A 23,537-nucleotide genomic window follows, 5' to 3' on the forward strand; every position below is an offset into this window, starting at 1 on the left:
CCACAGGAGAGCCACATGAGTCAGAACCGTAAAATCCTGCTGTTGGGCGTCGACGGCTTGATCCCCGAGCTCGTCGAGCGCTTCTGCGCCGAGGGCGTGCTGCCCAACATCCAGCGCCTGCGCGATGAAGGCGGCTCGACGCGGCTGCTGCCCTACATCTCGACCTGGGGCGACACCAACTTCGTGACGTTTCTGACCGGTCAGGCGCCGGGCACCAGCTGGGTCGGCCAGCGACTGCCGCCCAGTGGCACGCAACACCTGCTGGAGCTGATGAGCGCCGCGGGGCAGCGAGCGGCGCTGGTGCATTTTCCCGAGAGCCTCAAGCCGACCGGCCCTGAGGATCTCTGCTTCGCCCCGTTCTGGAGCGGGAGCGGGCCGGCACCGATGGAGCTCGCTCCGGCGTGCCTGCACAGCACTCGGCTCGATCGCTGGGAGGCTACACCCCAGACCGAAGCCCTGGGGTGGCCGCCCACCGGCACGCTGGCGCACCATCAGAAGCACAATCGCTTTGCCATCGAGCGCAGCGGCGATGATTTCAGGGCGATGATCCCAGCACATCGTGGCGAGCCCGTACCGGTAACGCTGAGCCCGAACGGCGAGCGTCTCCGGCTCATCCTGGCGGGCGGCGAGGCCAGCCTGAGTGTCGGCGAGTGGAGCGAATGGCTGCCGCTCGAACTCGAAGGAAAGCGGACGGCGATACGCTTCAAGCTGCTCGATTTCGACGCCGCCAGCGGCAGGATCGATCTGTTGCAATCCCAGGTGACCGCGCCCGCGTCCACCAGCGGGCAACCCGAAGTTGCCCAGCGGTTGATCGAGCGCCACGGCCCGTTCATCTCCAAATGGGCGGTCTCTGCCGACCCGGATACACGCTACTTCGAGACCAGCTTCGAGGAAGGGCGCTACCAGCTCGAGTGGCTGGTCGACAGCGCTCTGACGCTGCTCAACGAAGAAGGTTTCCAGCTCTTTGCCACGGTCTTCCGGCTCAACGACGAGACCCATCACACCTGTCTGGCGCAATGCGATCCCGAATCGAAGTTCTACGCCGCCGATGATGCCGTGCGTTATCTCGAGGTGATCCGGCGTTCCTACCGGATTCTCGATGACGCCTTGGGTCGGGCGCTGGCCGGTTGCGACGACGATACGGTGGTGGTGCTCGCCTCCGATCACGGCGACGTGCCCAATAGTCATCTTTGTGATATCCACAGGCGGTTGGCCGAATTCGACCTGTGCACGATCGATGGCAATGGGCGACCGGATCCGGCGCGAAGCCAGGCGTTTCTCAAGGACGAGCGCGGCGGACTGGAAATCTTCGTCAACCGGGACCGGGTCGCCGTCGAGGATATCGAGCGTGTGCAGACACGCATTCTCAAGGCGCTGACCACCTGGTATGTCGATACCGAATCGGGCGAGCGCAACGTGGTCGCGCTGGCACTCAAGAAACAGGACGCCAGCCCGCTTGGCTACTGGGGCGAGCTGATGGGCGACGTGCTGTTCGCCTACGCTCCCGGTTTCGTCTGGGGCACCAACGAACGCGGTGACACGGTGGCCGAACTCGTTACCCCCGGCGCCAACCACGGTCCGCAAGTGCCTACCGCCAGCACCGCGTTCGCTTCCAACCACGGCGTGGCGTTTTTCCATGGCGCGGGGATTCGTGGCGGTGTCGAATTGCCATTCGATACGGCTCGCGGCATTCAACGCATGGACAGCGCCGGGGCCACCTTCGCCAGGCTGCTCGGCCTGCCCACCGACTCGCTGGACGGCAAGCCGTTGACTGCGCTGCTGGACCCGGCTTGATTCATCACTGAACGTAACGGCTGCTCATGGAGGAAGAGGCGTCTCGAGTTGAGCGATGGAAAGACGCCTCGCATTGCGTCCAGTCTGTTTTTACGCGGCGCCAAGGTTAATGGATATCAATAATACTCGCTCATCCTGAACAACCCGGCCGCGTGTGCGCTGCTTTTCGTTAGTCGAGTTTATCGACATTAACTCATGGGAGTTTTTGTCGATAAACACTTCTCTTTTATGACTATACATTGACCTATTGGCTAGCCGGTGACGCCAACGGCTCGCCTCTACATTGGTTACATAGAAAACCTGATACGAGGCTTTGTCGTTTGGCAGGAGCTGCTACCTTTAGGTCGTGCTTGGCGATTGCCAATTGCACAACGAGAAGCATGGAATGCATCAACTAAGCGAGTGAGCCTTTGGCTATCAGTTTCGCAAGCATTGTCGCGAAACCGATCATGGCTATCGCTTGGTCAATCCAATGGAGTTTCGATATGGTCATTAAAAGCGCTAACGATCTTTTTATTCACTTGCTTTCTGACGTCAATAGTGCAGAAAAGCAAATTACTCGCGCACTTCCCAAGCTGGCACGTGCCGCCGATAACGATCAGCTGGTGGAAGCCTTCAAAAAACACCTTGAAGAAACCCGCGGGCAGGTGGAACGGCTCGAGAAAGTGGCGGATACGATTCCTGATATTCGAATCAAGCGCACCAAGTGCTATGTCATGGAGAGTCTGATCGAAGAGTCTCAAGAACTCATCGATAATGCGGAGAAAGGCCCCGTTCTGGACGCAGGCTTGATAGGTGCGGCTCAAAAGGTGGAGCACTATGAAATTGATCATATTGATCATGAGCTATTGCTCAAGGCTCTTGACCACCATTGCTCTGAATCCTGGGTGCTGCTGTATGTGAGTAAGCGTTCATTCGGGGACGTAGTAGACGCCCCCAGGCAAGCTGATCACTTCACTTCATGAAGCGGTGTCAGTAATTGCGGCGAGACTTTGTACTGTGTGGTTCCGTCTTCGGCCAGCACGATCACGCTCTTGCGGTTGATCTTGGTAACGATGCCGAACGCCCGTCCCTCCCGGGTGCTGAAGGAGACCTTGAGCCCGACACGCAGCTGGCTCAGCGCCTGCAGGGTTTCCTGTTCCTTGAGTTCATCGATGCGCTGGCAGATGACGTCATTGAGCTCCAGTAACTGATCGAGGGTCATCTCATCAATGCGCATGGCGAACGGCCTCTGGTGATTCGGGCTGTCTGTGCGGATGACGGGGATCGAGCAACGAGCGTAACGGCTTGTCCGCGAAGTGGGTCTTCCACCGTCTTGGCGTCAGTTGCGCGACCTCCCTGGCCGGGTGTTGGCTGATGCGCTGCAGCACATCCACCAGATAGGTGTACGGATTGACGTCATGCAGTTTGCAGGTGGTGATCAGGCTTTGGATGAGCCCGAGGTGTTCGGCGCCGAGTTCCGTCCAGCAAAACATCCAATTTTTCTTGCCCATTGGAATGGGGCGCAGCGCCCGCTCCAGGTGGTTGGTGTCCGGTTGTACGTCTGGATCTTCCAGGAACACGGTCAGGCTCGCTTCACGGCTGAGCATATAATTCAGGGCTTTGGTCAGCGCATCGCTGGGCAACAGCTCGCCACGTTCCAACTGATCGCGGCACCACTGGAAGAAGTCGTCGACGACTGGCTTCGAGTGCGCCAACCGGTACTGGCGCTTCGTCTCGCCAGTGAGCTGTTGAGCACGGATGTTGTCTTCGTTGTGATAGAGCTTGGCGATCTGCTGAAGCGCCTCGCCAGCCTGCTGCGGATGCTCCTTCTGGGCCTCGATGAAGTAACGCCGGCCGTGGACCCAGCACTGGGCATGGGTAACGCCGTCCTGTGCTGCGGCGTAGCGGGCATAGGCGGCGTACCCGTCGCTGATCAGCGTGCCGGTGAACTGCTCGCTCAGCACCTGCTCGATGTGGCCCCGTCCACGGCTGTTGGAGTAGGTGAACACCACCTCATCGTCATCGCCGTACAGCGGCCAGAACCAGCCGGATTTCATTTTGCCTTTTTGCGGGCCAGCCCGGCCCTGATGGCCGGCCTTGATTGGCGTTTCGTCCATGGCCAGCACCCGGCTGCGCAGCACATTATCGGTCTGGGCATCGACGATGGGGCGCAGCAGATCGATGGCGCGTTTGACCAGGTTGCTCAGCGTGCTGCGGCTGACGGTGACCCCAGCCTGCTGAATGCGCTGATGCTGGCGGTACAGCGGCAGATGGAACTGGAACTTGTCCACCAGCAGTCCGGCCAGCAGGCTGACATCGGCCAGGCTGTTGTCGAGCACGTTGGGCGGCGCCGGGGCGGTCACTGGCTTGTCGGTGCCTTTGCGGCGCAATACCGGGCGTTCGCACTGGAGTACCACATAGCTGGCCGCTCGCTGGGCTAGCCGGAAGGTAGTCTTGGTTCCGAGGATTTCATACCGATCGGCGTCCGGCCCAGTCAGCTCCGGCGGCAGCTGCTCGATGACTTCCACCGGCACATCGGCGCTGAAGCGCAGACCGGTATCGTTCAAGCAGTCATCGTCGCGCTGCTTCTTGGCGGTGCCGCGCTGATAGGCGCCGACCGTGCGCTTGTCATCCTCGGGCGCCTTGTCCGGGACGGGCGCCTGCTCCGGCTGGAACAGGCTGTCCTGTCCCGGCAGGTCAAAGACCTGCTTCTCGGACTTGGGGCCGAACAGCTGCTTCTTGAACCAATCCAGCTGGCGCTGCATCCCCTGAACCTGCTCGCGCAGCAGCGCGTTCTCCTCGACCAGGGCCGAGTGAGACGGTGCGGTGGGTTCAGGCGTGCAAGCAGTTGATTTCATGGCCGCTATTATACCGGACCCTGAGTGCTTACGCTGCTGAAAAACGCTTGAAGCGGCGAACTTTTTGCACCTCAATGCCGTCGATCAGCAGCTGCAGATCGGCCAGCGTCAACGCTCGCTGGCCAGACGCTGACGCACGCACCTGGAACTGACCCCGCTCCAGGCGCTTGGCCCACAAGCAATAACCGGTGCGGCTGAAGTACAGCATCTTCATCTGGGTCTTGCGCCGGTTGATGAACACAAAGTACTGGCCACTGAGCGGGTCGCGGTTGAGCTGGTTGCGTACCAGCGCGCTCAGTCCCCGGAAGGACTTACGCATGTCGGTGGGCTCGGTGCACAGCCAAATCCGGGCCTGGCTATCGAGCCCGATCATCCGTTCTGGCTCAGCCGCAGTTCGACGCCATTACCCAGACTCAACACAATAGTCCAACCTGGCCCGCAAGACGGCGAAGCGCCCATCAATGCCGACAGATCCAGAAAATCCGACTGCTCGGTCTCGGTCGAGTCAGAGACCGGGCTTTCGCAAAGCCGCTTGCGCCAGCTGCGAAAGCTGGCATAACCGATGCCTTGTTGCTTACAGAACTGCAGCGCGGACAGGCCGCTGTGGCGCTGCTGATCAATCAGACCCTGCCATTGGTCCGGAGTGCGGCGCTTGCTCATGAGAGTAACCTCGTGTTGATGAGTGTGAGGTTACTTTAGGGTCACGCTCGCTGGGATGGCAGGGCGTCCTGGAATGAACGCTTACGTATGTGAGGCGCTGGCTAACGGCACCGATGCAGACGAAAGATGGTAAGCAGGAACGACGGAACGTTGGCACACCACAAGGTGGCCCGTTATCGCCAGTTCTGGCAAACCTGTTTCTGCATTATGCATTGGATCGTTGGCTGACCGTTCGTCATCCGGATATCCCATTCTGCCGATATGCAGATGACGGAATACTGCGTTGTCGAAGTGAGCGTGAGGCTCAGTATCTGCATTCCCAGCTAGATATGCGTGAGGTGGACCCAATAGCTATTCACAGAGATGCCCAACAAACGAGTATACTGGCCTGTGTTTGTCCAGGCTGCTCGGATAAATCACCATCAGCTCCTTGCTAAGGCCAGGCTCACTCACGGGAATAGCCACCAGACTTCCATTTTGGACCTCCTCCCGTACAGAACTTTCAAGCACCAACGATGCGCCAAGTCCGACCTTAACCGCTTGCTTGACGGCTTCGGTGCTACCCAGCTGCATAGATACCGTCGGAAATGGCCCATGCTCACCGAAGTAGGTCGCCAAAAGCCGGCCAGTGCCGGTGCCGGGTTCGCCGCCGATCAGAGCCATGTTAGACAGCGTATCGCGGTCGATATCGGTTCGACGGGCTAACGGGTGACCAGGCGGAACGATTAGAACAACGGGCTCGTTACGCCACGCCTGAGCATGGAATCCGGGTAGATCATGCCACCACTCCATAATCGCCACGTCCAGCTCACCGTCCGATAAATGCCGTGCAATAGTCGGATTGGAATCTATTACCACATCCACCTCGGGCCCTACGCCCAGCTCCTTGTAACGACGGATGTAGGGCTGGAGCATATAAATCCCAATATTGGAGCTCGCCCCAACGCGAAGTCGAGCCTCCATAATGGAAGATCTCGCCTGCTCCTCCAGCCGGAGCAGACTTCGGGCAAAAGGCAACAAGGTTAAGGCAGCCCGGGTTGGCTCACAGCCAGAGCGCCCCCTGTGGACCAATAAAACGCCAAGTTGGTTTTCGAGTTTTTGAAGGTGCTGGGACAGTGTGGGTTGTGCGATGTCCAACTGGCGGGCTGCGGCCTGAAACCCGTTGTGGTCCAGCACCGCCACGAAACTCTTCAGCCAGACAAGATTCAGCATGGGCCGCTCTCGCGGCCACTGGGATCATTGATCGCATCACCCGGCCGCTCACCCCGAAGCACTTGCAGAATGTTCCGAGCAGCGCGTTGCTCGATAGCCAGACGCACCTGGCTGACTGCCGATCCGATGTGAGCAGTAAACAGCGTGTTGGGGTGGGCCCTGAGCCCCTGGGCGATCTCCCTCGGACGATCTTCTCTCGCCCAATCTTCCATCTCAAACACATCAGCGGCGTACCCCCCCAACTGACCGGATTGAAGCGCTTGCAGAACACTACCCTCATCCACCACAGATCCACGGCAGGGATTGATAAGGAATGCGCCCGGTTTCATTCCTGTTAGCGTTTCGCGATTAATGGTGTGGAGGGTTTGCTCATTGAGCGCCAGTGCCAGGATCACAATATCTGACTGGGCCAGCAGCATCTTGAGGGGAGTATGGGACAAACCCAGTGCCTGCTCATGCTGCACGGGTAAACGTTCCGGCTGGGAATAGATTAAATCCGCTCCCCATCCGTTCAGGCGCTGCGCCACCGCTTGGCCGATGGCCCCCATACCCACAATACCAATCCGTGAGCCTTCGATCCCCTGCCCATAGAAGCGTGGTGTCCAGCCAGTAAATTCACCGGATCGAACGAAGTGGTCCGCCGCCTTGACTTGTCGGGTGAGACTGATCGTCAGCCCGACCGTTAGCTCTGCAGTAGGCACGGTTAGCAAATCCGGTACAAATGTCAGCCAAACCCCATGACGCGTGCAGGCATCCACATCAAAGTTGTCATAGCCTTTCAGGGCTGCACCAATCACCTTCAAGCGCGGACACCCCTGTAGGAACTCCACTCCAACTCGGTCTGGCATGAACGCCATCATCGCATCAGCGTCTGCAACGCGCGCAGCCACTTCCTCCTGGGGCAACGTGGCGCCGGATTGGTTGGTGACCAGCTCGCAATCTTGGGCAAGTTCATCCAGAACACTGTCATGGACCTTATGGGTTATCACAACCTTGGGTTTCATCGACGCTCCTTATTTGAATTTCTTACGAAGGCGGCCACTGAGACTGTCCACGACGGTGACCATCAACAAGATGACAATGAGAATGGCGCTGACTTCCTGATACTGCATGATTCTCAGCGAGCCCATCAATTCGAAGCCAATACCACCGGCACCCACCATGCCCATTACGGTCGAGGCACGGAAATTGTATTCCCAGCGATAAATGGACACGTCCGCGAACTGAGGAAGTACTTGTGGCAGCACGGCGTGATAGAGCACCTGCAAGCGAGTAGCGCCGGCAGCATCGGCCGCTTCCACTGGCGCCTCATCTACATGCTCAATCGCTTCGGCAAAAAACTTTCCAACCATGCCAATGGAGTGAAGACCGAGCGCCAGTACGCCAGGCAACGCCCCAAAACCAACAGCAGCCACGAAGATGATGCCCATGATTAGTTCCGGGACTGAACGCAAACCGTTTAAAAGGGTTCGAGTTACTTGGAGCACCACCGGATGTGGAGAGGTGTTGCGCGCAGCCAGGAATGCCAGTGGCACAGACAAGGTTACTGCAATGGCAGTACCGGCAATACTCATCGCAAGCGTGTCGATTAACGGCGACACCCAGCTGGCCACATTGGTGAAGTCAGGTGGAAGAGATTCGCCAATGAGTGTGCCTATGGCTGGCACGCCATTGGCAAGTGTATTGAAATTGAGCAGCCCTACGTACCAACTTGCGACAAAAATGATGAGCAGCACTAACAGCGACTGTCCGAGTTTTTTCCGCCAGCCTTTCGCGTGCTCATCCAGCACGGAGGCCGACGGGGCCGGCGACAGAGTCGCCGGTTCCGTCGTTGTATAGCTCATGGGGCACTCCTCACATTTTTGCGAAATCAAGATTGAGCAGGCCACCCATAGCGCGGATGACATCGTAATCTTCGTCGGTAATTGCCGCGAATCCCTCAGCCTTCAGGTTGTCGAGAATCTCCGGGTCATCGATCTGCAGAAAGGCTTTCTGAATGTTGCTCTTCAGCTCAGGGGCCAGGTTCGAACGCAGGGCCCAGGGGTATTGAGGAAAGTCACCGCTGTAGCCCAGCACCTTGACCTTGCTCCGATCAATCAAGCCGCGGTCCATCACATGCTCGAAGATAACTTCGGACAACCCTCCGGCGTCGGCATTGCCATTGGCGACGTTAACCGCAACAGCGTCATGGCTACCGACGAAATGAGCCTCATAGTCCTTTCCGGCTTCGAGCTCTGCCTTCTCAAGGAGTACGGTCTTGGGGATCAGGTGGCTGGAAGTGGATGCGCGGTCACCGTAGGCCATTTTCTTGCCTTTGATATCCGCGAAGGAGCCAACGCCAGAGTCTGCATTGGCAATAATGATGGAGCGATAAGTCGGCTTCCCGTCTACCACCATGGCGGCAAAGGGTTCAATGTCACTCTTACTCTTGGCCATCACATAGGACAACGGACCAAAGTAAGCCAGGTCAATTCGGCCAAAACGCATGGCTTCGATCATGGAGGAGTAATCGGTGGTAACAATCAGTTCTACTTCCTTACCAAGAGTGGTTTCCAGGTAATCCTTCAAAGGTTGGTTTCGCTTGATCAGTTCTGACGCGTTCTCATCCGGCAGCAAGGCAACTTTCAAAAGATCAGGGTCTGTATCTGCGGCATGGGCTGACCAATGGATGCCGAGCATCATTATCAGAGCCAGCAAAGAGTGAATCATTGTCTTCATTGTGCTATCTCCAGTACGTCTGTCGTTATCGGGGTGGTCTTAGGTTTATGGATGGCTGGTTTGCCTTCCGCAGCTACCACGCTGGGTGAACGGTGGTAAATCTCGTCCAGGTGTTTCGATTTCAGGTTTTCAGGAGCATCGTCAAAAACGATATGAGCGTTCGAAAGGCCGATGATCCGGTCTGCAAAACGCTGGGCGTATTCCAATTGGTGCAAGGAAATAACCGCGGTGATTCCATCTTCCTGACAAATATCGCGCAGTAGGCCGAGTACCTTTTCAGAAGTGGCCGGATCCAGGCTGGCAACGGGCTCATCGGCAAGAATCATGGATGGTTGCTGCACCAATGCTCTGGCGATTCCAACCCGCTGCTGCTGGCCGCCGGACAACTGATCTACTCGGGAAAGCGCTTTGTCAGCCAGACCTACGCGGTCGAGGCATTGCAGAGCCAACTCCAGGTCCTGCCGGGGCAGGGGAAGCAGGCTTCGCCAAGTACCGTGATACGCAAGTCTGCCTGTCAGCACATTCTGTAACGCGGTGTATCGTTCGATCAGCTGGTGATGCTGGAACACCATGGCGGTGCGGCTGCGGTGCTGTCGCAGGATTCTACGGTTGGTCAGTTCACCAAACTCGCCAGACACAACCTTCCCGGTTGTGGGCTTAACCAGGTGATTCAGTGAACGAAGCAGAGTGGATTTACCCGCGCCTGAAAGTCCCAGTAGCACGGTGAATTCGCCCTTGTGAAAGTGAACGTTGGTGGGTTTGAGCGCGAGGACGTTTCCCGGGTAGGTTACGCCCATACTCTCGACTCGAAGCATCACATTGGTTGATTGAGTTGGGGCCACAGGATCACCTTTTGCAATAAATAAGCTCGCCGTATTGCGAGTTACAATTGAACGGTAAAGCTGAGGGATGACACCGTCGTGTCACTGACGTGACAGGTTGATGAAGTGCTTTTGGTTCGCAAGGATTTTCCGAAGGGCTCTGTGAAATACATGGAGCTCAGCCAAAGTGGAACGAGCCACCCAGGAGCTTAAGCAACAAAAATTGCGTTCCACCGTCAGTCGGCGAATCTCACGGTACAGTTCGTCCGTGCTGAGTTCATCGAATTGCTTACCGACTATACTCTTGCCTTCGAGGAGGTCGGACGCGCTCTCCAATAGGTCGCGCTTCCAGGTGCTGACTATGGTGGGGTGGATCTGGAAACGGGCAGCAATTCAAGGTGTGGCCTTAAGGGTGGGCAAGGAAAAAGAGCATCGACAGTAAAAACCATGGGCGATGTGCAAACCATCAACTCTGATCCTGGCCTGGTGGTCTGGGTGGTTCGCCAGCCCTGCCCATTGTTCTCCACAGTAGCCTGATCGCACTGTCATAATCCCGCGCAGTGGTCGGTGCAAAATCATGTGCCCGATAAAACTCGTGCACCTGCCGCCGGCCAATTTGGTCGGGGGCGCGTCCACACCATCGTAAAAATGTTGCCGCCTATGGCACCTTGTGCGCAATGGCTGAGCAGCTCGGTTATACCGAAGCCAAAGATATCCTTGCCGAGACGCTCAAGGAAGAGAAGGCCACCGATGACAAGCTCTCCAAGCTGGCCAAGCAGAACGTGAATCAGAAAGCGGGATAAGTCTCGAGTTCCGGATCGATTAGGCCCTCATGGCGAGGGCCTTTTTTGAGGTTTCAGTAAGCGGTTTCCATCCGAAAGAAATCATCTTTCGATATCCGGCTTGCCGGGCGTAAAGCTGGGTGGATCGCTCGCCGGGAAACTGTCCGCGCTCATGTCGTCCACACGGGCCTGCATTTCCTGCTCGGAAGGAACGGCAGGAAAGTGATCCACCGGATCGTTCAAGACCCAGTGCGTGTCATGGCGAGTCAGCTTTTCCATCGGAATACGGTAAGTGGTGCCTTCCTCGGTTTCCATCAATACGTTTTGCGTACCGTTTTCCTTGATGACATTACCTACCAACCGACTTTCGCCGTCATAGACAGCGCTACGTTCATTTTCCATGTTGGTAACCTATACCGAATCCGTTCGTGGATGAGTTCTCCTCAGACAACTGCTTTCTCAACATAGCCCTTTTTTCGGGTGTCGAGAAGCACTCCTTCGGTACGATGAACCGCGGTTGTTTATCTGCGCTAATCGATACCTGTCAAAGCGTTGACGCTGCCTTGACGTTGCCTCGCGATCGGGATTCTGCGATCGGATTTGATGTGCTTTAACGCCGCCGGGCATCGGTGCGCTCGCGGGATTGGCGATCGGCTAACGTTAAACATTGCCAACAGGCACTATCGTCGACCGTGACCGCGACCTACCGCGATCCGGCTGAAAAGGGAGAAATTCGATGTCTTCCGAAGCGCGACATACGCTTTCGCATACCCGCAAGCAGGATATGGCTCCGGTCACTGGCGTGGAACGCTGGGCTTCGCTGGGCGGTGGTTTGTGGGGGATAGCAGGCGGTTTGAGAAAAGGCGGCCTCATGGGTTGGGGGCAGGCCATCCTGTCAGGAATGCTGGTCTATCGGGCCATCAAGGGAGAGTGTCGGCTCAAGGGCGCACTCTCGGCCTCTCCTTACGAGAAGCACGTGGCCGAAGCGCATCATTGGCAGGCGGCCAGGGTGGTCTCGCACAGCGTGACCGTCAACAAGCCTCGCGATGAGCTCTACCGTTTCTGGCGCGCGCCCGACAAGCTGGCCGAAGTCCTGACGCCCGCCATGCATATCGAGCAGGTCGACGATCGGACGACACGCTGGATCCTGGATAGCGACCCCGCGAAACAGCTTCTCGTGCGTCTCGTCGACGATCGGGAGGGGGAGTTCCTCGAGTGGGTCTCCGACTCGGAAGCTCTGCCGCCGTTTTCCGGCTGGGTGCGTTTTCAGGACGCGCCAGGCAGAGGCGGGACGGAAGTCCAGTGCTACGTGACCTACGAACCCGCCAAAGGCCACTTGGGCTATCTGGCCGACAAGGGATCGGGCGGCACTTCCCATTGGCTGCACCGCAACCTCCGGCGCTTCAAGCAGAAGATGGAAACCGGCGAGATCACGGCATCGCGGCCGTTTACCTGAGATTTGGGAGATTGGAAAATCGGGCTTGTCCAGGAATTCGTGGACCACCAGACGTTGTCAAGGCACGCCCCGCTTTCAGACGAAGCCTGTCGTCGGCTGGCCTTGTCGATCATGAATGTTCCGCGGGACGTGGCACAGGCCGAACAGGAACAAGGAGAGTCTTCATGCGAGCATTGACATGGCAAGGCACCAATCGGCTGAGCGTCGAGACGTTGCCCGATCCGGAATTGATCAACCCCCGTGACGTCATCGTTCGGGTCAAGCTGTCGTCCGTCTGCGGCTCCGACCTGCATCTTCTGGATGGTTACGTACCCACGATGCACGCCGGCGACGTGCTCGGGCACGAGTTTCTGGGAGAAGTGGTCGAGGCAGGAAGCGGGGTGACCCAGTTCAGCCGTGGGGATCGGGTCATCGCGATCTCGATCCTTGGCTGTGGCGACTGTCAGCCTTGCCAGCGTCAGGAATTTTCCTGCTGCGACAACTCCAACCCCAATCCCACGTTCACCCAGGAACTCTACGGACACGCCTGTACGGGCATCTTCGGCTACAGCCATGCATTCGGCGGATACGCCGGCAGCCATGCCACCTACGTCAGGGTGCCGTTCGCCGACGTCAATCTGTTCAAGGTGCCGGAAGGCATCAGCGACGAGAAGGCGCTGTTCGTCTCGGATGCCGTTCCCACGGGCTATTACGGCGCCGACATCGCCGATATCGAACCGGGCGACACGGTCGCCGTCTGGGGCTGCGGGGGTGTCGGGCAGATGGCCATTCGGAGCGCCTATCTGATGGGCGCCGAGCAGGTCATCGCCATCGACCGCTTCGAGGATCGGCTGCACCTCGCTCGCAAGCAGGGCGGGGCGATCGGGCTGAACTACACCCAGCATGACATTCATGATGCGCTGTTGAGCCTGACCGGCGGGCGCGGCCCCGACCGATGCATCGACTGCGTGGGCATGGAAGCGCATTCCGAACACAAGCTCGAAGATGTCTACGACCGTACGAAGCAGATGATGCGGCTGCAGACGGAACGCGGTGCGGCGCTGCGCCAGGCGATCCACTCCTGTCGCAAGGGAGGGACCGTGTCCGTGCTTGGCGTCTACGCGGGCTTCATGGACAAGTTCCCGATCGGCGCGGTCGTCAACAAGGCGCTGACGATGAAATCGGGCCAGCAGCCGGGGCAGCGCTATGTCGAACGGATCTTCGAACACATTCAGGCCGGCGAACTCGACCCTTCCTACCTCATGACCCATACCGCTTCGCTGGAAGAGGGCCCCCAAGGCTACGCCATGTTCAAGCACAAGAGCGACGACTGCCTGCGTGTCGTCTTTGAGCCTTGAGGCCAAGCCTCGAGGTCATAGAGCTCGAGGTCATAAAGCTCGAGGTCATAAAGCTCGAGGTCATAAAGCTCGAGGTCAGAGGCCATAGAGTAAGCCCGGCAAATCAGGAACTCTGGGAAAGGCACCAACGAAAGAGGCTCAACGATGATGTTGAGCCTCGGTTCGACAAGCCAGCAATATCTGTCTTTTCCGTTTACCGTTTACCGTTTACCGCTCAGTTCGTCACTTTCCGACCGGGCGAGGAAGGCACGGGTAACGTCGTCGAGGTTGTCTTCCAGCCACTTCGCCATGGCCAGCTCCTCCTGGAGGATGCTTTCGCAGACTTCCTTGATACGAATCTCACCCAACTGATCGGCGGCAGCGATCAACGCACGGTAGTTGGCGATCTCGAAGTGCTCGAAGGCGTAACTGGCGACGCTACCCTTGACCACTTCGTCGGGCGCCATGGAACCGCCGATCGCCTGGCCCATCGCGGCGAACTTCCCGCCCAGGTCTTTCATCGTCGAGGTGCTGGTATTCATCGACTCCAGACACTCCTCGAGCCGAGCGGCCTGGGACTTGGTTTCATCGATATGCTGGGTAATGCGCGCCTGCAATTTCGGATAATGCTCCAGACGCTTGGCCTGGGCGGTCAGCATCTGCTCGGCCTGCTCTTCCATGGCATGAGCGTCCTTGAGCCATGAATGAAGCTGTTGCATGGGATCGCTACTCATCGTTCATCTCCTTGAAAACTACCGGCCTCGTAGTCGAACGAAGGCCATCGTTGGGTTACGCATCCCTGAATCGAAGCCGTCCGGCTTATTCGGCCTCCCCCACGCCTTTCATGACATCGGCCATGTTTTCGTACTGGCCTTCGGGCAAGGCTTCGACGACTTTCATGACGTCGGATTCCGCACCATTTTTCTTGGCGTGCTCAACGATATCGTTCTTGCCTGCCGGAAAATCGATACCGCCAAGATAGCTTGAGATATTGGCCGGAGACCGGCCTCCGAGACCTCGAGTCATCATCGATACTCCTTGTAGGTTCATGCTTGTCACTTATCGAGCTTAGTCGGCGGCCGACCGCATACCAGCGAGAACCGCGCGCTGGATTGACGGGGGTTAACGACGTGGCGAGGAGTAGGGGCAGGCGAGATTTCGGGCAGTGAAGTCGTTCGCGGTCACGCGCTCACATACCGTCCCGGCAGCCGTTCGGCCAGGAAATCCATGAACAGCCGGGCGCGCTGGGAGAGGGCGGTCTGGCGGTAGTAGACGACATTGATGCGCTGGGTCTGGAATTGCGTCTGATCGGGCAGAATATCGACGAGACGGCCTTGCCGGCGGGGCGCGATCGTCACGTAGTCGGCCAGGCAGGCGATGCCCTCGCCCGCCATGACGAGTTCGAGCAGCGTCGTGCCGCTGGAGGCGGAAAGCGTCGGCCTGACATGTAACGGCTCACCGCGCCCGTCGAGTAGCGGCCAGCGATTGAGATGATCCAGCTGGCTGAAGCCGAGCAGGCTGTGGTGGGCGAGATCGTCGACGCTCTGGGGGACGCCGCGGCGCGTCAGGTACTCGGGGCTCGCCAACAGTCGCAGCGGGCTATTGCCGAGCGGGCGAGCGTGCAGTGAAGAGTCTTCCAGCTCGCCGATACGGATGGCGAGATCGACCCGCTGTTCGAGCAGATCGACGAAGCGGTCGTGGGTGTCGAGCTCCAGCGCGATGCCGGGGTAGCGCTGATGGAATTCCCCGATCACCGGCACGAGCACGAACTGCATGAAGCTTGGCGCCGCGTTGATGCGAAGCCGCCCCTGGGGCCGGTCCTGATGGTGGGCGATGGCTTCCTCGGCGCTGTCGACGGCGGCGAGAATCGACCGCACGTGGCCGAGGAACGTCTCGCCTTCTTCGGTCAACTCCAGCCGTCGCGTCGTCCGTCGCAACAGCGTCGTGCCCAGTTTGCGCTCGAGACGATTGAGCGCGCGGCTGACGCCGGAGACCGTCATGTCCAGCCCCTCGGCGGCGGCCGTGATTGAACCCCGGTCGACCACGGCAACGAACGCCAGCTGTTCCTCGAGCGTGCTTTTCATGGACGCCTCCCAGCGAGATCGGACGGTTATTGATTTTAAGTCAAAAGTGACTTGTCGCCAGCGTGGTTTATCCATTGCGGTTTGTCGCCACAATGGTGCCATTGCGCTGCGCCAGAGAAACACCGGGGTGCGGCATTCAAGATCGCGACGGAGAACGCTCGAACGATGAAGATTCTATTGATCAATGGCGGCAAGCCGTTTGCCCATTCCAGCGGCGAGCTCAACAATACGCTGCACGGTATCGCCTGGCACACGCTGATCGAACTGGGCCACGAGCTCCGCGAGACGGTGATCGAGCAGGGCTACGATATCGACGCCGAAGTGCAGAACTATCTCTGGGCCGATGTCATCGTCTATCAGATGCCGGGCTGGTGGATGGGCGCGCCCTGGACCCTCAAGCGCTACATCGACGAAGTGTTCACCGCCGGCCACGGTTCTCTCTATGCCAGCGACGGGCGCACGCGCACCGATCCCAGCAAGCAGTACGGCAGCGGCGGGCTGCTGCAGGGGCGTCGCTACATGCTGTCGCTGACCTGGAACGCGCCGATCGAAGCGTTCGACGAGCCGGGCAACTTCTTCGAAGGCCTCGGCGTCGACGGTGTCTACTTCGCCTTCCACAAGTCGCAGGAATTCGTCGGGCTGGCCGGGCTGCCGAGCTTCATCGCCAACGACGTGATCAAGGCGCCGGAAGTCGAACGCTACCAGGCGGAATACCGCGAGCATCTGGAACGCGTGATCGGTCGGGCCGAAGCGCCGGTGGCCGAGACACGAGATTCGGTATCCGCCTGAGAATTGCGTTCCCTGAGAACCTAGCGCGTGACACGAAGGCAGCCTTGGCTGCCTTCGTCCGTTTACAACCTCGGATCGGGCTTGAAGGGGAGGGGCTCGGCCGCTGCGACAATCGGATCAAACAGCGGATGTCCGGGGTTGAGCATGTAGTTGAACTCTCTTGGCACCACCACGCTGGGCAGCGCCAGTGCCAGGCTTTGACCAGAGGTCAGCCAGCCATCGCCCAGATCGGCAGTCTCTGCTGGCGCTGGCGCTTCCTGCCAGTTGTCCGGTAAATCCTCTGCGCCAACTCTCAAGATGCTCTCGGCGGGCAGTGTCAGGCGCAGTAGTGCATAGGCATCGAGCAACCGATAGCTTTCCAGATGCACCATGATTTCCAGCAGCGCCAGCGATTCGGAACTTGCCACATAGACACAGGCACGGCCCGGGCTGTTCCAGCGCCCCCCGTAAAGCCGTGCGCCTTCGCCATCGAAGGCGGTGTCCTGATATTTACGTTTGACCAGCCGATAAGCGTACACCTCCATCACGCCGAGACTCCGTGCTCCAATCGCCCGATCAGGTTCAGTACCGTTTGATATTCGGCTGACGTCGCGCTCATCTCGATGGGTTTGCGCCCACCAAGGCCGATATTGGGTTTGAGCAGCCATGCGCGAGCGCCTTCGGCATCGCCCTCGAACAGATCCAGCGCCGCCTTGAAAAGCTCGGCAAAGCGATACAGTCGGTCGCTTTCCGCCAACTTGAACCGGCCCGACTTGGCACGGCGGCTAAGCGTGGCCGAAGGAATATCGACATAGCGCGCCAGTGCCTTCTGCTCGATCCCCGACACCTGGGCAAGCCTGGGATAGACCCGGTACTCCACGCCTTCATGCAGCAGTTCGTGCAACTTGCGGCCTCGCGCCGGTAGGCCGATCTGTTGCCAGAAGCCGGAGGCCGAGGCTTTCGGTGGCTGGTATTGAGTAAAGCGGACGTCCATGACGATTACTCCGTTTGATAGCCTTAAGGCATATCAATTGGTATACGTGGCGCAGTCGTCTCCGTCAAGCGATACCGCTGTCAGAAAATATCGTCGACCGGGCTGACGGGTATTCCACAGCTGTCTCAGCCGTGGACGGTATCCGGTCCTGTCATGCGTGTCGCTCATCTGTCGGATAGCGGCGCGAATCCGTTGATCTGTCGCGTTCGACATGAAGTCGGTAGCGATGGCTTGCGGTATGCTGTGGTGCGAAAGATAGCTCGCTTACTAAGTGAGCTCGCACGCCACGCTGAGAGTACTGCCATGAGCACGTTTAACGCCAGAACCCCATCGACCGCCGGGAATGAGAATGCCACTGTCTCTGCGACCAAACTGCCCCCACGCCCCGATGCGGAAACGCTCTGGGCGCTGATCGCCGATCTCGAGCCAATGCTGGGCGATCGCATCACCACGGTGGCGGGGATTCGCGAGCAGCACGGGCATGACGAGTCCTGGCACCATCCGGCCGCCCCGGACGCCGTCTGCTTTCCGCACTCCACCGAAGAAGTCTCCGCGATCGTGCGGGCCTGCGCGGCCCACCGGGTGCCGGTGATTCCCTACGGTGTCGGCACTTCCATCGAAGGCCAGGTGATCGCCGATCATGGCGGCCTGTGTGTCGACCTTTCCGCCATGAACGCGATTCTCGACGTTCGCCCCGAAGACATGGACGCCACCGTCCAGCCCGGGGTGACGCGTGCCCAGCTCAACACCCATCTGCGTGCCACCGGTCTGTTTTTTTCCGTCGATCCGGGGGCGGACGCCAGCATGGGCGGCATGGCCTCGACCCGCGCCAGCGGCACCAACACCGTGCGCTACGGCACGATTCGCGAGAACGTGCTGTCGATGACGGTGGTGATGCCGGACGGGCGCATCGTCAAGACCGGCACGCGGGCGCGCAAGTCCGCCGCCGGCTACGACCTGACGCATCTGATGATCGGCGCCGAAGGCACGCTCGGCATCATCACCGAGCTGACGGTGAAACTGCACGGGCTGCCGGAGGCGATCTCCTCGGCGACGGTGGCGTTCGAGACCGTCGCCGGCGCCATCGATACCGTCATCGCCTCGATCCAGTACGGCATACCCATGGCGCGAATCGAGCTAATGGACGCCCTCGCGATGCAGGCGGTCAATCGCTTCTCCCAGCTCGATTACGCCGAGAAGCCGACCCTGTTCCTGGAATTCCACGGCACCCACGCCGGCGTGAAGGAGCAGGCCGAAGCGATGGCGGAACTGTGCCAGGAGTTCGGCGGCAGCGATTTCGCCTGGGCGACGAAGGAAGAGGAGCGCCAGACGCTATGGCAGGCGCGCCACGATGCCGCCTACGCCGCCAAGGCGCTGCGTCCGGGAATGGAATTTCTAGCCACCGATATCTGCGTGCCGATCTCGAAGCTGGCCGAGTGCATTGAAGCGACGCAAGCCGATGTCGCAGAAAGCGGCCTGGTCGCGCCGCTGCTCGGTCATGTCGGCGACGGCAATTTCCATCTGGTCGTCGCCGTGGATCGCAATAGTGAACAGGAGCTGGAGACGCTGGCGGCATTCAACCAGCGCCTGATCGAACGCGCCCTGGCCGCCGGCGGCACCTGCACCGGCGAGCATGGTATCGGCACCGGCAAGCGCGCCTACATGGAGGCCGAACATGGCGAAGGCTGGGCGGTGATGCGTGCGATCAAGGCCGCGCTCGATCCGCTCGGCATCATGAATCCGGGCAAGCTGGTGTAAGTTTCCGGTTTCCAGTCCGCTCCCTTCAGGCGCTGGCGGAGCGGGCTTCCGGCTCGAGCACCTGGGTGTACAGCGTGTTTCCGTCGCTATCCTTCAACGTGACCGTGAGTCTTTCGCTCTCGGCGTCCAGATCGGCCTGGCCGAAGAACTGATAGCCCGCCGAGGGCGGCAGGTTGGATTGGCCCTCCGGTGGCGCCTTCTGGAAGACCACTTCGGGGCCGAAGGTCGCGTCCATCTCGCTGGGGCCGAAGGTGCCGGCGTGGATCGGCCCGCTGACGAACTCCCAGAACGGCTTGAACGCCTTGAAACTGGCGCGCTCCGGCGCGTAGTGATGTGCGGCGGTGTAGTGCACGTCGGCGGTGAACCAGACCACGTTACGGATATCGTCGTCGCGAATGGCCTGCAACAGCCGGGCGAGCTCCATTTCGCGCCCGAGCGGCTGGCCGGGATCATTGTTGGCGATCGCTTCGAGCTGATCGCCATCCGGCACCACCATGCCGATGGGCATGTCCGCGGCGATGATCTTCCAGGTCGCGGTGGAATCGTTCAGCGCCTGGCGCAGCCAGCGGAACTGGTTTTCGCCCAGGAACGCGGTGGTCGATGATTCCTCGTCTTGCAGATTGGCGCTGTTGGGGCCGCGATAGCTGCGCATGTCCAGCATGAACACTTCCATCCCCGGCCCGTAGGAGAAACGTCGGTAGATCCGTTGCGGGGCGGAAGCGGGCAGGCGAATCGGCATGTATTCCAGAAAAGCCTGACGGGCGCGGGCGGAGAGCAGCGCGACGTTCTTTTCCGTATAGAGATCGTTGTCGAGAATCTCCTGCGGATACCAGTTGTTGGTCGTCTCGTGATCGTCCCACTGCGCCAGCATCGGCACTTCGGCGGCGAAGCGGCGGAAATTGGCGTCGAGATGGTTGTAGGCATGCTGGCCGCGATATTCGTTTAGCGTCTCGGCGACCTTCTGCTTGGCCGGCGTGACGATATTGCGCCAGGCGCTGCCGTCCGGCAGCGCGACGCGCTCCTGCAGGGGGCCATCGGCATAGACGGTATCGCCGGAGTGGATGAAGAAATCCGGCCGGACCTGGCGCATCGCTTCCCAGGTGCGCATGCCACCACGGGATTCGTCGATCCCCCAGCCCTGGCCGACGACGTCGCCCGACCACACGAAACGCAGGTCGCGCGGGGTGGATGGCGGCAAGCGCAGTTGCCCGACCATCGGCTCGCTCACCGCGCGTTCGTCTCCCAGGGCGGCGAAACGTACCCGGTAATGCACGGTATTCATTCCCTGAAGGCCGGTCGCATCGATCTTGCCGATCAGGTCGGTGCTGGGCAGCACGTCGACCCAAGGCAACTGGCGGGCGCCGCGGAACTCCGGGTTGTCGGCAACCTCGACCAGCATCCGCGATGGCATGCTGGCGCGCCCCCACAGCATCGCGCGGTCCGTCAGCGCATCGCCGCTCATCACGCCGCCTTCGACCGTCGGACGTCGACCTTCCGCCATGATGATCGCCGGCGCCCCCAGCAGCCCGGTGGCGGCCAACCCGAGGCCGATGCCGAGATGGCCACTGGTGATCAGAAAGTCACGCCTGGAAAAGCCTTTTCGATCGATCGTCATCGTGCCGTCTCCATCCGCTCGAGGTCATTGGTGCCAGTGACAACAGGCTAGGCGGCGCGAGTGACGAAGGTGTGAAGCTCGTGAGAAAGGGGATAGCGCGACACGATAGGCCGAGATCGGATCGCACCATGCTGCGGTGACGATCCCTGTGACCTGGAGTCGATTGCGGCCACCGACGGCGTGAACCATCGCTGACGCCGAAACGAAAAGCCGCCCGCTTGATCACTCGGCGGGCGGCTCTCCATGCGGGTTGCGTGAGCGAGTTCAGGCTTGCCGGGCCGCTCGCGCTGCATGCAGCTTCCGGTAGCTTTCGAGCAGGCGCTGGTGGCGATCCAGGCCTTCCAGCTGCACGCTGGTTGGCGTCAAACCGGCGAAGCGTACCGAGCCTTCCACGGAACCGACGACAGCCGTCATCGTTTCCTCGCCGAACATGCGCTTGAGGTTGTAGCGGTAGTCGTCGAGCTCGTGTTCATCGTCGAGCGTGATCTGCAGCACGGCAAGCAGCGCCTGATAGAACAGGCCGCGTTCGACGGTGTTGTCGTTGAACTGCAGGAACATCTCGACCTTGTCCAGCGCGTCCTCGAGTTGGCCGAGCGCCAGGTTGATCAGCAGTTTCAGCTCGAGGATCGTGAGCTGGCCCCAGACGGTGTTCTCGTCGAATTCGATGCCGATCAGGGTGATGATCTTCATCTGCTCGTCGAGCTCGCTCTCCTCCAGACGCTCGAGCAGGTCGGCCAGCTGTGCATCGTCCAGCGCGTGCAGGTCGAGGATATCCTCGCGGAAGGCGAGCGCCATGTTGGTGTTGTCCCACACCAGATCTTCGACCGGATACACCTCGGAGTAGCCCGGTACCAGGATGCGGCAGACTGGCGCGCCCAGGTCTTCATGGATCGCCACGTAGGCCTCCAGCCCTTCGGCTTCGAGAATGCCGAACAGCGCGGCTGCCTCTTCCGCGTTGGAGCCCGAGAAGTCCCACTCGACGAACTCGACATCCGCCCGGGCGCTGAAGAAGCGCCAGGAGATGACGCCGGAAGAGTCGATGAAGTGCTCGACGAAGTTGTTGGGCTCCGACACCGCCTGGGAGTTGAAGGTGGGCGGTGGCAGGTCGTTCAGGCCTTCGAAGCTCCGGCCCTGCAGCAGCTCGGTGAGACTGCGCTCGATCGCCACCTGCAGGCTGGGGTGCGCGCCGAAGGAAGCGAAGACACCGCCGGTGCGCGGGTTCATCAGCGTGACACAGGCCACCGGATAGCGGCCGCCGAGGGAGGCATCCTTCACCAGCACCGGGAAGCCCTGGGCTTCCAGCGCTTCGATGCCTTCAACGATGCCGGGATATTTCGCCAGCACGGCTTCGGGCACGTCCGGCAGCACGATCTCCTGCTCGATGATCTGTCGTTTCACCGCGCGCTCGAAGATCTCCGAAAGGCACTGCACCTGCGCTTCGGCGATGGTGTTGCCCGCGCTCATGCCGTTGCTGAGATACAGGTTCTCGATCAGGTTCGACGGGAACCAGACCGTCTCGCCGTCCGACTGGCGCACGAAGGGCAGCGAGACGATGCCGCGATCCGTCCGGCCGGAGTTGGTGTCGAACAGATGCGAGCCGCGCAGCTCGCCTTCCGGATCGAAGATCGCCCGGCAGTGGTCGTCGAGAATTTCTACCGGCAGTTCGTCATTCGGCCCCGGCTGGAACCACTTCTCACCGGGATAATGGACGAAATCGCTATCGGCGATCTCCGGGCCGAAGAACTGATCGTTGTAGAAGAAGTTGCAGGAGAGGCGCTCGATGAACTCGCCCAGCGCGGAGCAGAGCGCGGCTTCCTTGGTGGCGCCCTTGCCGTTGGTGAAACACATCGGCGAGGCGGCGTCGCGAATGTGCAGCGACCACACGTTCGGCACGATATTGCGCCACGAAGCGATCTCGATCTTCATGCCGAGGTCCGCAAGGATCTTCGTCATGTTGGCGATGGTCTGCTCCAGCGGCAGATCCTTGCCCTCGATCCAGGTCGATTCGCCTTCGCCGTCTTTGACATGAGTCCCCGCCATCAGCAGCGCCTGGGCGTCTTCGTCGATGCTCTTGACCGTCTCGATCTGGAATTCCGGGTTGTTCTGGATCACCCGCTTGACCGAGCAGCGCTCGACGGAGCGCAGGATGCCGATGCGATCCTTCTCGGAGATATCGTCCGGCAACTCGACCTGGATCTTGAAGATCTGGTTGTAGCGGTTCTCCGGGTCGACGATGTTGTTCTGCGAAAGCCGGATGTTCTCGGTCGGAATGTCCCGCGCGTTGCAGTAGACCCGCACGAAGTAGGCTGCGCACAGCGCCGAAGACGCCAGGAAGTAGTCGAACGGCCCCGGTGCGGAGCCATCGCCCTTGTAGCGGATCGGCTGGTCGGTGATGACGGTGAAGTCATCGAACAGCGCTTCCTGACGCAGGTTGTCGAGATAGTTGACCTTGATTTCCATGGAGAAGGACCGCGTTGGTAAGTGGCTGCGCCTCGAATTCTGGACCCGGGCGGATGGCGGCCATTATCCGGATTTGGGGGCGCTGCGTCTTGGGGGTGTTTTGTCGGAGTGGCGTTTCGGCTCGAAGGCGTCCCGTTTCGACCGGATGACCATTTCGACCGGATGACAAAAGGCCCGACCCCCATCCAATGGGGATCGGGCCAGCTCTCTTGCTAACGATGCGTTGAACAGCATCGCCAAGCGGTCTCGCTGGGCGCGA

General features: G+C 59.9%; 26 protein-coding genes. 9 read left to right on the plus strand and 17 right to left on the minus strand.

What is annotated here, in order from left to right; all coding sequences use genetic code 11:
- Positions 1–15 precede the first annotated feature (15 nt).
- Together ACWHY3_RS00515 and ACWHY3_RS00520 are read left to right on the plus strand one after the other, a co-directional pair.
- On the plus strand, positions 16–1,794 hold the full coding sequence (locus ACWHY3_RS00515) for an alkaline phosphatase family protein (protein ID WP_179208942.1): 1,779 nt from the start codon (positions 16–18) through the stop codon (positions 1,792–1,794).
- A gap of 449 nt (positions 1,795–2,243) precedes the next feature.
- Positions 2,244–2,759 (plus strand): DUF892 family protein, encoded by a 516-nt coding sequence (locus ACWHY3_RS00520; RefSeq protein WP_448127357.1) that lies wholly within the window; start codon positions 2,244–2,246, stop codon positions 2,757–2,759.
- Here the strand turns inward: ACWHY3_RS00520 and ACWHY3_RS00525 are convergent.
- The 4 genes from ACWHY3_RS00525 to tnpA are packed head-to-tail and all read right to left on the minus strand — an operon-like array spanning position 2,744 to position 5,294.
- Positions 2,744–3,013: a hypothetical protein gene (locus ACWHY3_RS00525; protein ID WP_087721073.1), complete on the minus strand. Its 270-nt coding sequence runs from the start codon at positions 3,011–3,013 to the stop codon at positions 2,744–2,746. The genes ACWHY3_RS00520 and ACWHY3_RS00525 overlap by 16 nt on opposite strands.
- Positions 3,003–4,634 carry an IS66 family transposase gene (tnpC, locus tag ACWHY3_RS00530; protein WP_179208974.1) on the minus strand — a complete coding sequence of 544 codons (1,632 nt, stop codon included), beginning with the start codon at positions 4,632–4,634 and terminating at the stop codon, positions 3,003–3,005. Before tnpC ends, ACWHY3_RS00525 begins: the two co-directional genes overlap by 11 nt.
- Before the next feature lie 28 nt (positions 4,635–4,662).
- Positions 4,663–5,007, minus strand: coding sequence for an IS66 family insertion sequence element accessory protein TnpB (tnpB, locus tag ACWHY3_RS00535; protein WP_087721071.1), 345 nt, complete (start codon positions 5,005–5,007; stop codon positions 4,663–4,665).
- Positions 5,004–5,294, minus strand: a complete 291-nt coding sequence (gene tnpA / locus ACWHY3_RS00540; protein WP_087721070.1) for an IS66 family insertion sequence element accessory protein TnpA — start codon at positions 5,292–5,294, stop codon at positions 5,004–5,006. The genes tnpB and tnpA overlap by 4 nt, the downstream gene beginning before the upstream one ends.
- An 89-nt stretch (positions 5,295–5,383) precedes the next feature.
- On the opposite strand from tnpA, the gene ACWHY3_RS00545 reads away from it, so the two are divergent.
- Positions 5,384–5,731, plus strand: coding sequence for a reverse transcriptase domain-containing protein (locus ACWHY3_RS00545; protein ID WP_227513362.1), 348 nt, complete (start codon positions 5,384–5,386; stop codon positions 5,729–5,731).
- Here ACWHY3_RS00545 and ACWHY3_RS00550 read toward each other — a convergent pair.
- The 5 genes from ACWHY3_RS00550 to phnC are packed head-to-tail and all read right to left on the minus strand — an operon-like array spanning position 5,646 to position 10,039.
- On the minus strand, positions 5,646–6,506 hold the full coding sequence (locus ACWHY3_RS00550; protein ID WP_011783503.1) for a LysR family transcriptional regulator: 861 nt from the start codon (positions 6,504–6,506) through the stop codon (positions 5,646–5,648). The genes ACWHY3_RS00545 and ACWHY3_RS00550 overlap by 86 nt on opposite strands.
- Positions 6,500–7,510 carry a phosphonate dehydrogenase gene (locus ACWHY3_RS00555; protein WP_026949874.1) on the minus strand — a complete coding sequence of 337 codons (1,011 nt, stop codon included), beginning with the start codon at positions 7,508–7,510 and terminating at the stop codon, positions 6,500–6,502. Before ACWHY3_RS00555 ends, ACWHY3_RS00550 begins: the two co-directional genes overlap by 7 nt.
- A gap of 9 nt (positions 7,511–7,519) precedes the next feature.
- A complete protein-coding gene (gene phnE / locus ACWHY3_RS00560) occupies positions 7,520–8,350 on the minus strand; it encodes a phosphonate ABC transporter, permease protein PhnE (protein ID WP_026949875.1) in 831 nt (276 codons plus the stop codon).
- 10 nt (positions 8,351–8,360) lie between these two features.
- Entirely contained in the window at positions 8,361–9,224 is an 864-nt protein-coding gene (gene phnD / locus ACWHY3_RS00565; RefSeq protein WP_026949876.1) for a phosphate/phosphite/phosphonate ABC transporter substrate-binding protein, read from the minus strand.
- The gene (gene phnC, locus ACWHY3_RS00570; protein ID WP_020833797.1) at positions 9,221–10,039 is read right to left on the minus strand and encodes a phosphonate ABC transporter ATP-binding protein; all 819 of its coding nucleotides are present in this window, start codon (positions 10,037–10,039) and stop codon (positions 9,221–9,223) included. The genes phnD and phnC overlap by 4 nt, the downstream gene beginning before the upstream one ends.
- A 620-nt stretch (positions 10,040–10,659) precedes the next feature.
- Between phnC and ACWHY3_RS00575 the strand changes: the two genes are divergently transcribed.
- Positions 10,660–10,848 (plus strand): DUF892 family protein, encoded by a 189-nt coding sequence (locus tag ACWHY3_RS00575; protein WP_448128124.1) that lies wholly within the window; start codon positions 10,660–10,662, stop codon positions 10,846–10,848.
- 81 nt (positions 10,849–10,929) lie between these two features.
- Here the strand turns inward: ACWHY3_RS00575 and ACWHY3_RS00580 are convergent, their stop codons facing one another.
- The gene (locus ACWHY3_RS00580; RefSeq protein WP_071232362.1) at positions 10,930–11,229 is read right to left on the minus strand and encodes a hypothetical protein; all 300 of its coding nucleotides are present in this window, start codon (positions 11,227–11,229) and stop codon (positions 10,930–10,932) included.
- Between the two features lie 334 nt (positions 11,230–11,563).
- On the opposite strand from ACWHY3_RS00580, the gene ACWHY3_RS00585 reads away from it, so the two are divergent.
- Complete coding sequence (locus tag ACWHY3_RS00585) at positions 11,564–12,283, plus strand: SRPBCC family protein (protein ID WP_087720271.1); 720 nt, start codon at positions 11,564–11,566, stop codon at positions 12,281–12,283.
- 164 nt (positions 12,284–12,447) lie between these two features.
- On the plus strand, positions 12,448–13,620 hold the full coding sequence (locus tag ACWHY3_RS00590) for a zinc-dependent alcohol dehydrogenase (RefSeq protein ID WP_087720270.1): 1,173 nt from the start codon (positions 12,448–12,450) through the stop codon (positions 13,618–13,620).
- 200 nt (positions 13,621–13,820) lie between these two features.
- On the opposite strand, the gene ACWHY3_RS00595 is transcribed toward ACWHY3_RS00590, so the two are convergent.
- The 3 genes from ACWHY3_RS00595 to ACWHY3_RS00605 all read right to left on the minus strand — a co-directional run bounded on the left by ACWHY3_RS00595 (position 13,821) and on the right by ACWHY3_RS00605 (position 15,683).
- Positions 13,821–14,333, minus strand: coding sequence for a ferritin-like domain-containing protein (locus ACWHY3_RS00595; protein ID WP_071232359.1), 513 nt, complete (start codon positions 14,331–14,333; stop codon positions 13,821–13,823).
- A gap of 85 nt (positions 14,334–14,418) precedes the next feature.
- Positions 14,419–14,625: a DUF2795 domain-containing protein gene (locus ACWHY3_RS00600; RefSeq protein WP_071232490.1), complete on the minus strand. Its 207-nt coding sequence runs from the start codon at positions 14,623–14,625 to the stop codon at positions 14,419–14,421.
- Between the two features lie 155 nt (positions 14,626–14,780).
- On the minus strand, positions 14,781–15,683 hold the full coding sequence (locus tag ACWHY3_RS00605) for a LysR substrate-binding domain-containing protein (protein ID WP_087720545.1): 903 nt from the start codon (positions 15,681–15,683) through the stop codon (positions 14,781–14,783).
- 165 nt (positions 15,684–15,848) lie between these two features.
- On the opposite strand from ACWHY3_RS00605, the gene ACWHY3_RS00610 reads away from it, so the two are divergent.
- Positions 15,849–16,472: an NAD(P)H-dependent oxidoreductase gene (locus ACWHY3_RS00610; RefSeq protein WP_087720546.1), complete on the plus strand. Its 624-nt coding sequence runs from the start codon at positions 15,849–15,851 to the stop codon at positions 16,470–16,472.
- A 62-nt stretch (positions 16,473–16,534) separates the two neighbouring features.
- Here the strand turns inward: ACWHY3_RS00610 and ACWHY3_RS00615 are convergent, their stop codons facing one another.
- Both ACWHY3_RS00615 and parS read right to left on the minus strand, forming a co-directional pair.
- Positions 16,535–16,996: an RES family NAD+ phosphorylase gene (locus ACWHY3_RS00615; RefSeq protein WP_322529545.1), complete on the minus strand. Its 462-nt coding sequence runs from the start codon at positions 16,994–16,996 to the stop codon at positions 16,535–16,537.
- A complete protein-coding gene (gene parS / locus ACWHY3_RS00620) occupies positions 16,996–17,445 on the minus strand; it encodes a type II RES/Xre toxin-antitoxin system antitoxin (protein ID WP_087720548.1) in 450 nt (149 codons plus the stop codon). Before parS ends, ACWHY3_RS00615 begins: the two co-directional genes overlap by 1 nt.
- A gap of 303 nt (positions 17,446–17,748) precedes the next feature.
- Between parS and ACWHY3_RS00625 the strand changes: the two genes are divergently transcribed.
- A complete protein-coding gene (locus tag ACWHY3_RS00625; protein WP_448127358.1) occupies positions 17,749–19,203 on the plus strand; it encodes an FAD-binding oxidoreductase in 1,455 nt (484 codons plus the stop codon).
- Positions 19,204–19,228: 25 nt separating this feature from the next.
- Here the strand turns inward: ACWHY3_RS00625 and ACWHY3_RS00630 are convergent, their stop codons facing one another.
- On the minus strand, positions 19,229–20,818 hold the full coding sequence (locus ACWHY3_RS00630) for an alkaline phosphatase D family protein (RefSeq protein ID WP_087720549.1): 1,590 nt from the start codon (positions 20,816–20,818) through the stop codon (positions 19,229–19,231).
- A gap of 264 nt (positions 20,819–21,082) precedes the next feature.
- Positions 21,083–23,278, minus strand: coding sequence for an OsmC domain/YcaO domain-containing protein (locus ACWHY3_RS00635; RefSeq protein ID WP_087720550.1), 2,196 nt, complete (start codon positions 23,276–23,278; stop codon positions 21,083–21,085).
- On the opposite strand from ACWHY3_RS00635, the gene ACWHY3_RS00640 reads away from it, so the two are divergent.
- Complete coding sequence (locus ACWHY3_RS00640; RefSeq protein ID WP_143543309.1) at positions 23,262–23,444, plus strand: hypothetical protein; 183 nt, start codon at positions 23,262–23,264, stop codon at positions 23,442–23,444. The two genes, ACWHY3_RS00635 and ACWHY3_RS00640, sit on opposite strands and share 17 nt — an antisense overlap.
- The last annotated feature ends 93 nt before the right edge of the window (positions 23,445–23,537 follow it).

The sequence above is a fragment of the Salinicola sp. NYA28a genome (assembly GCF_976982775.1).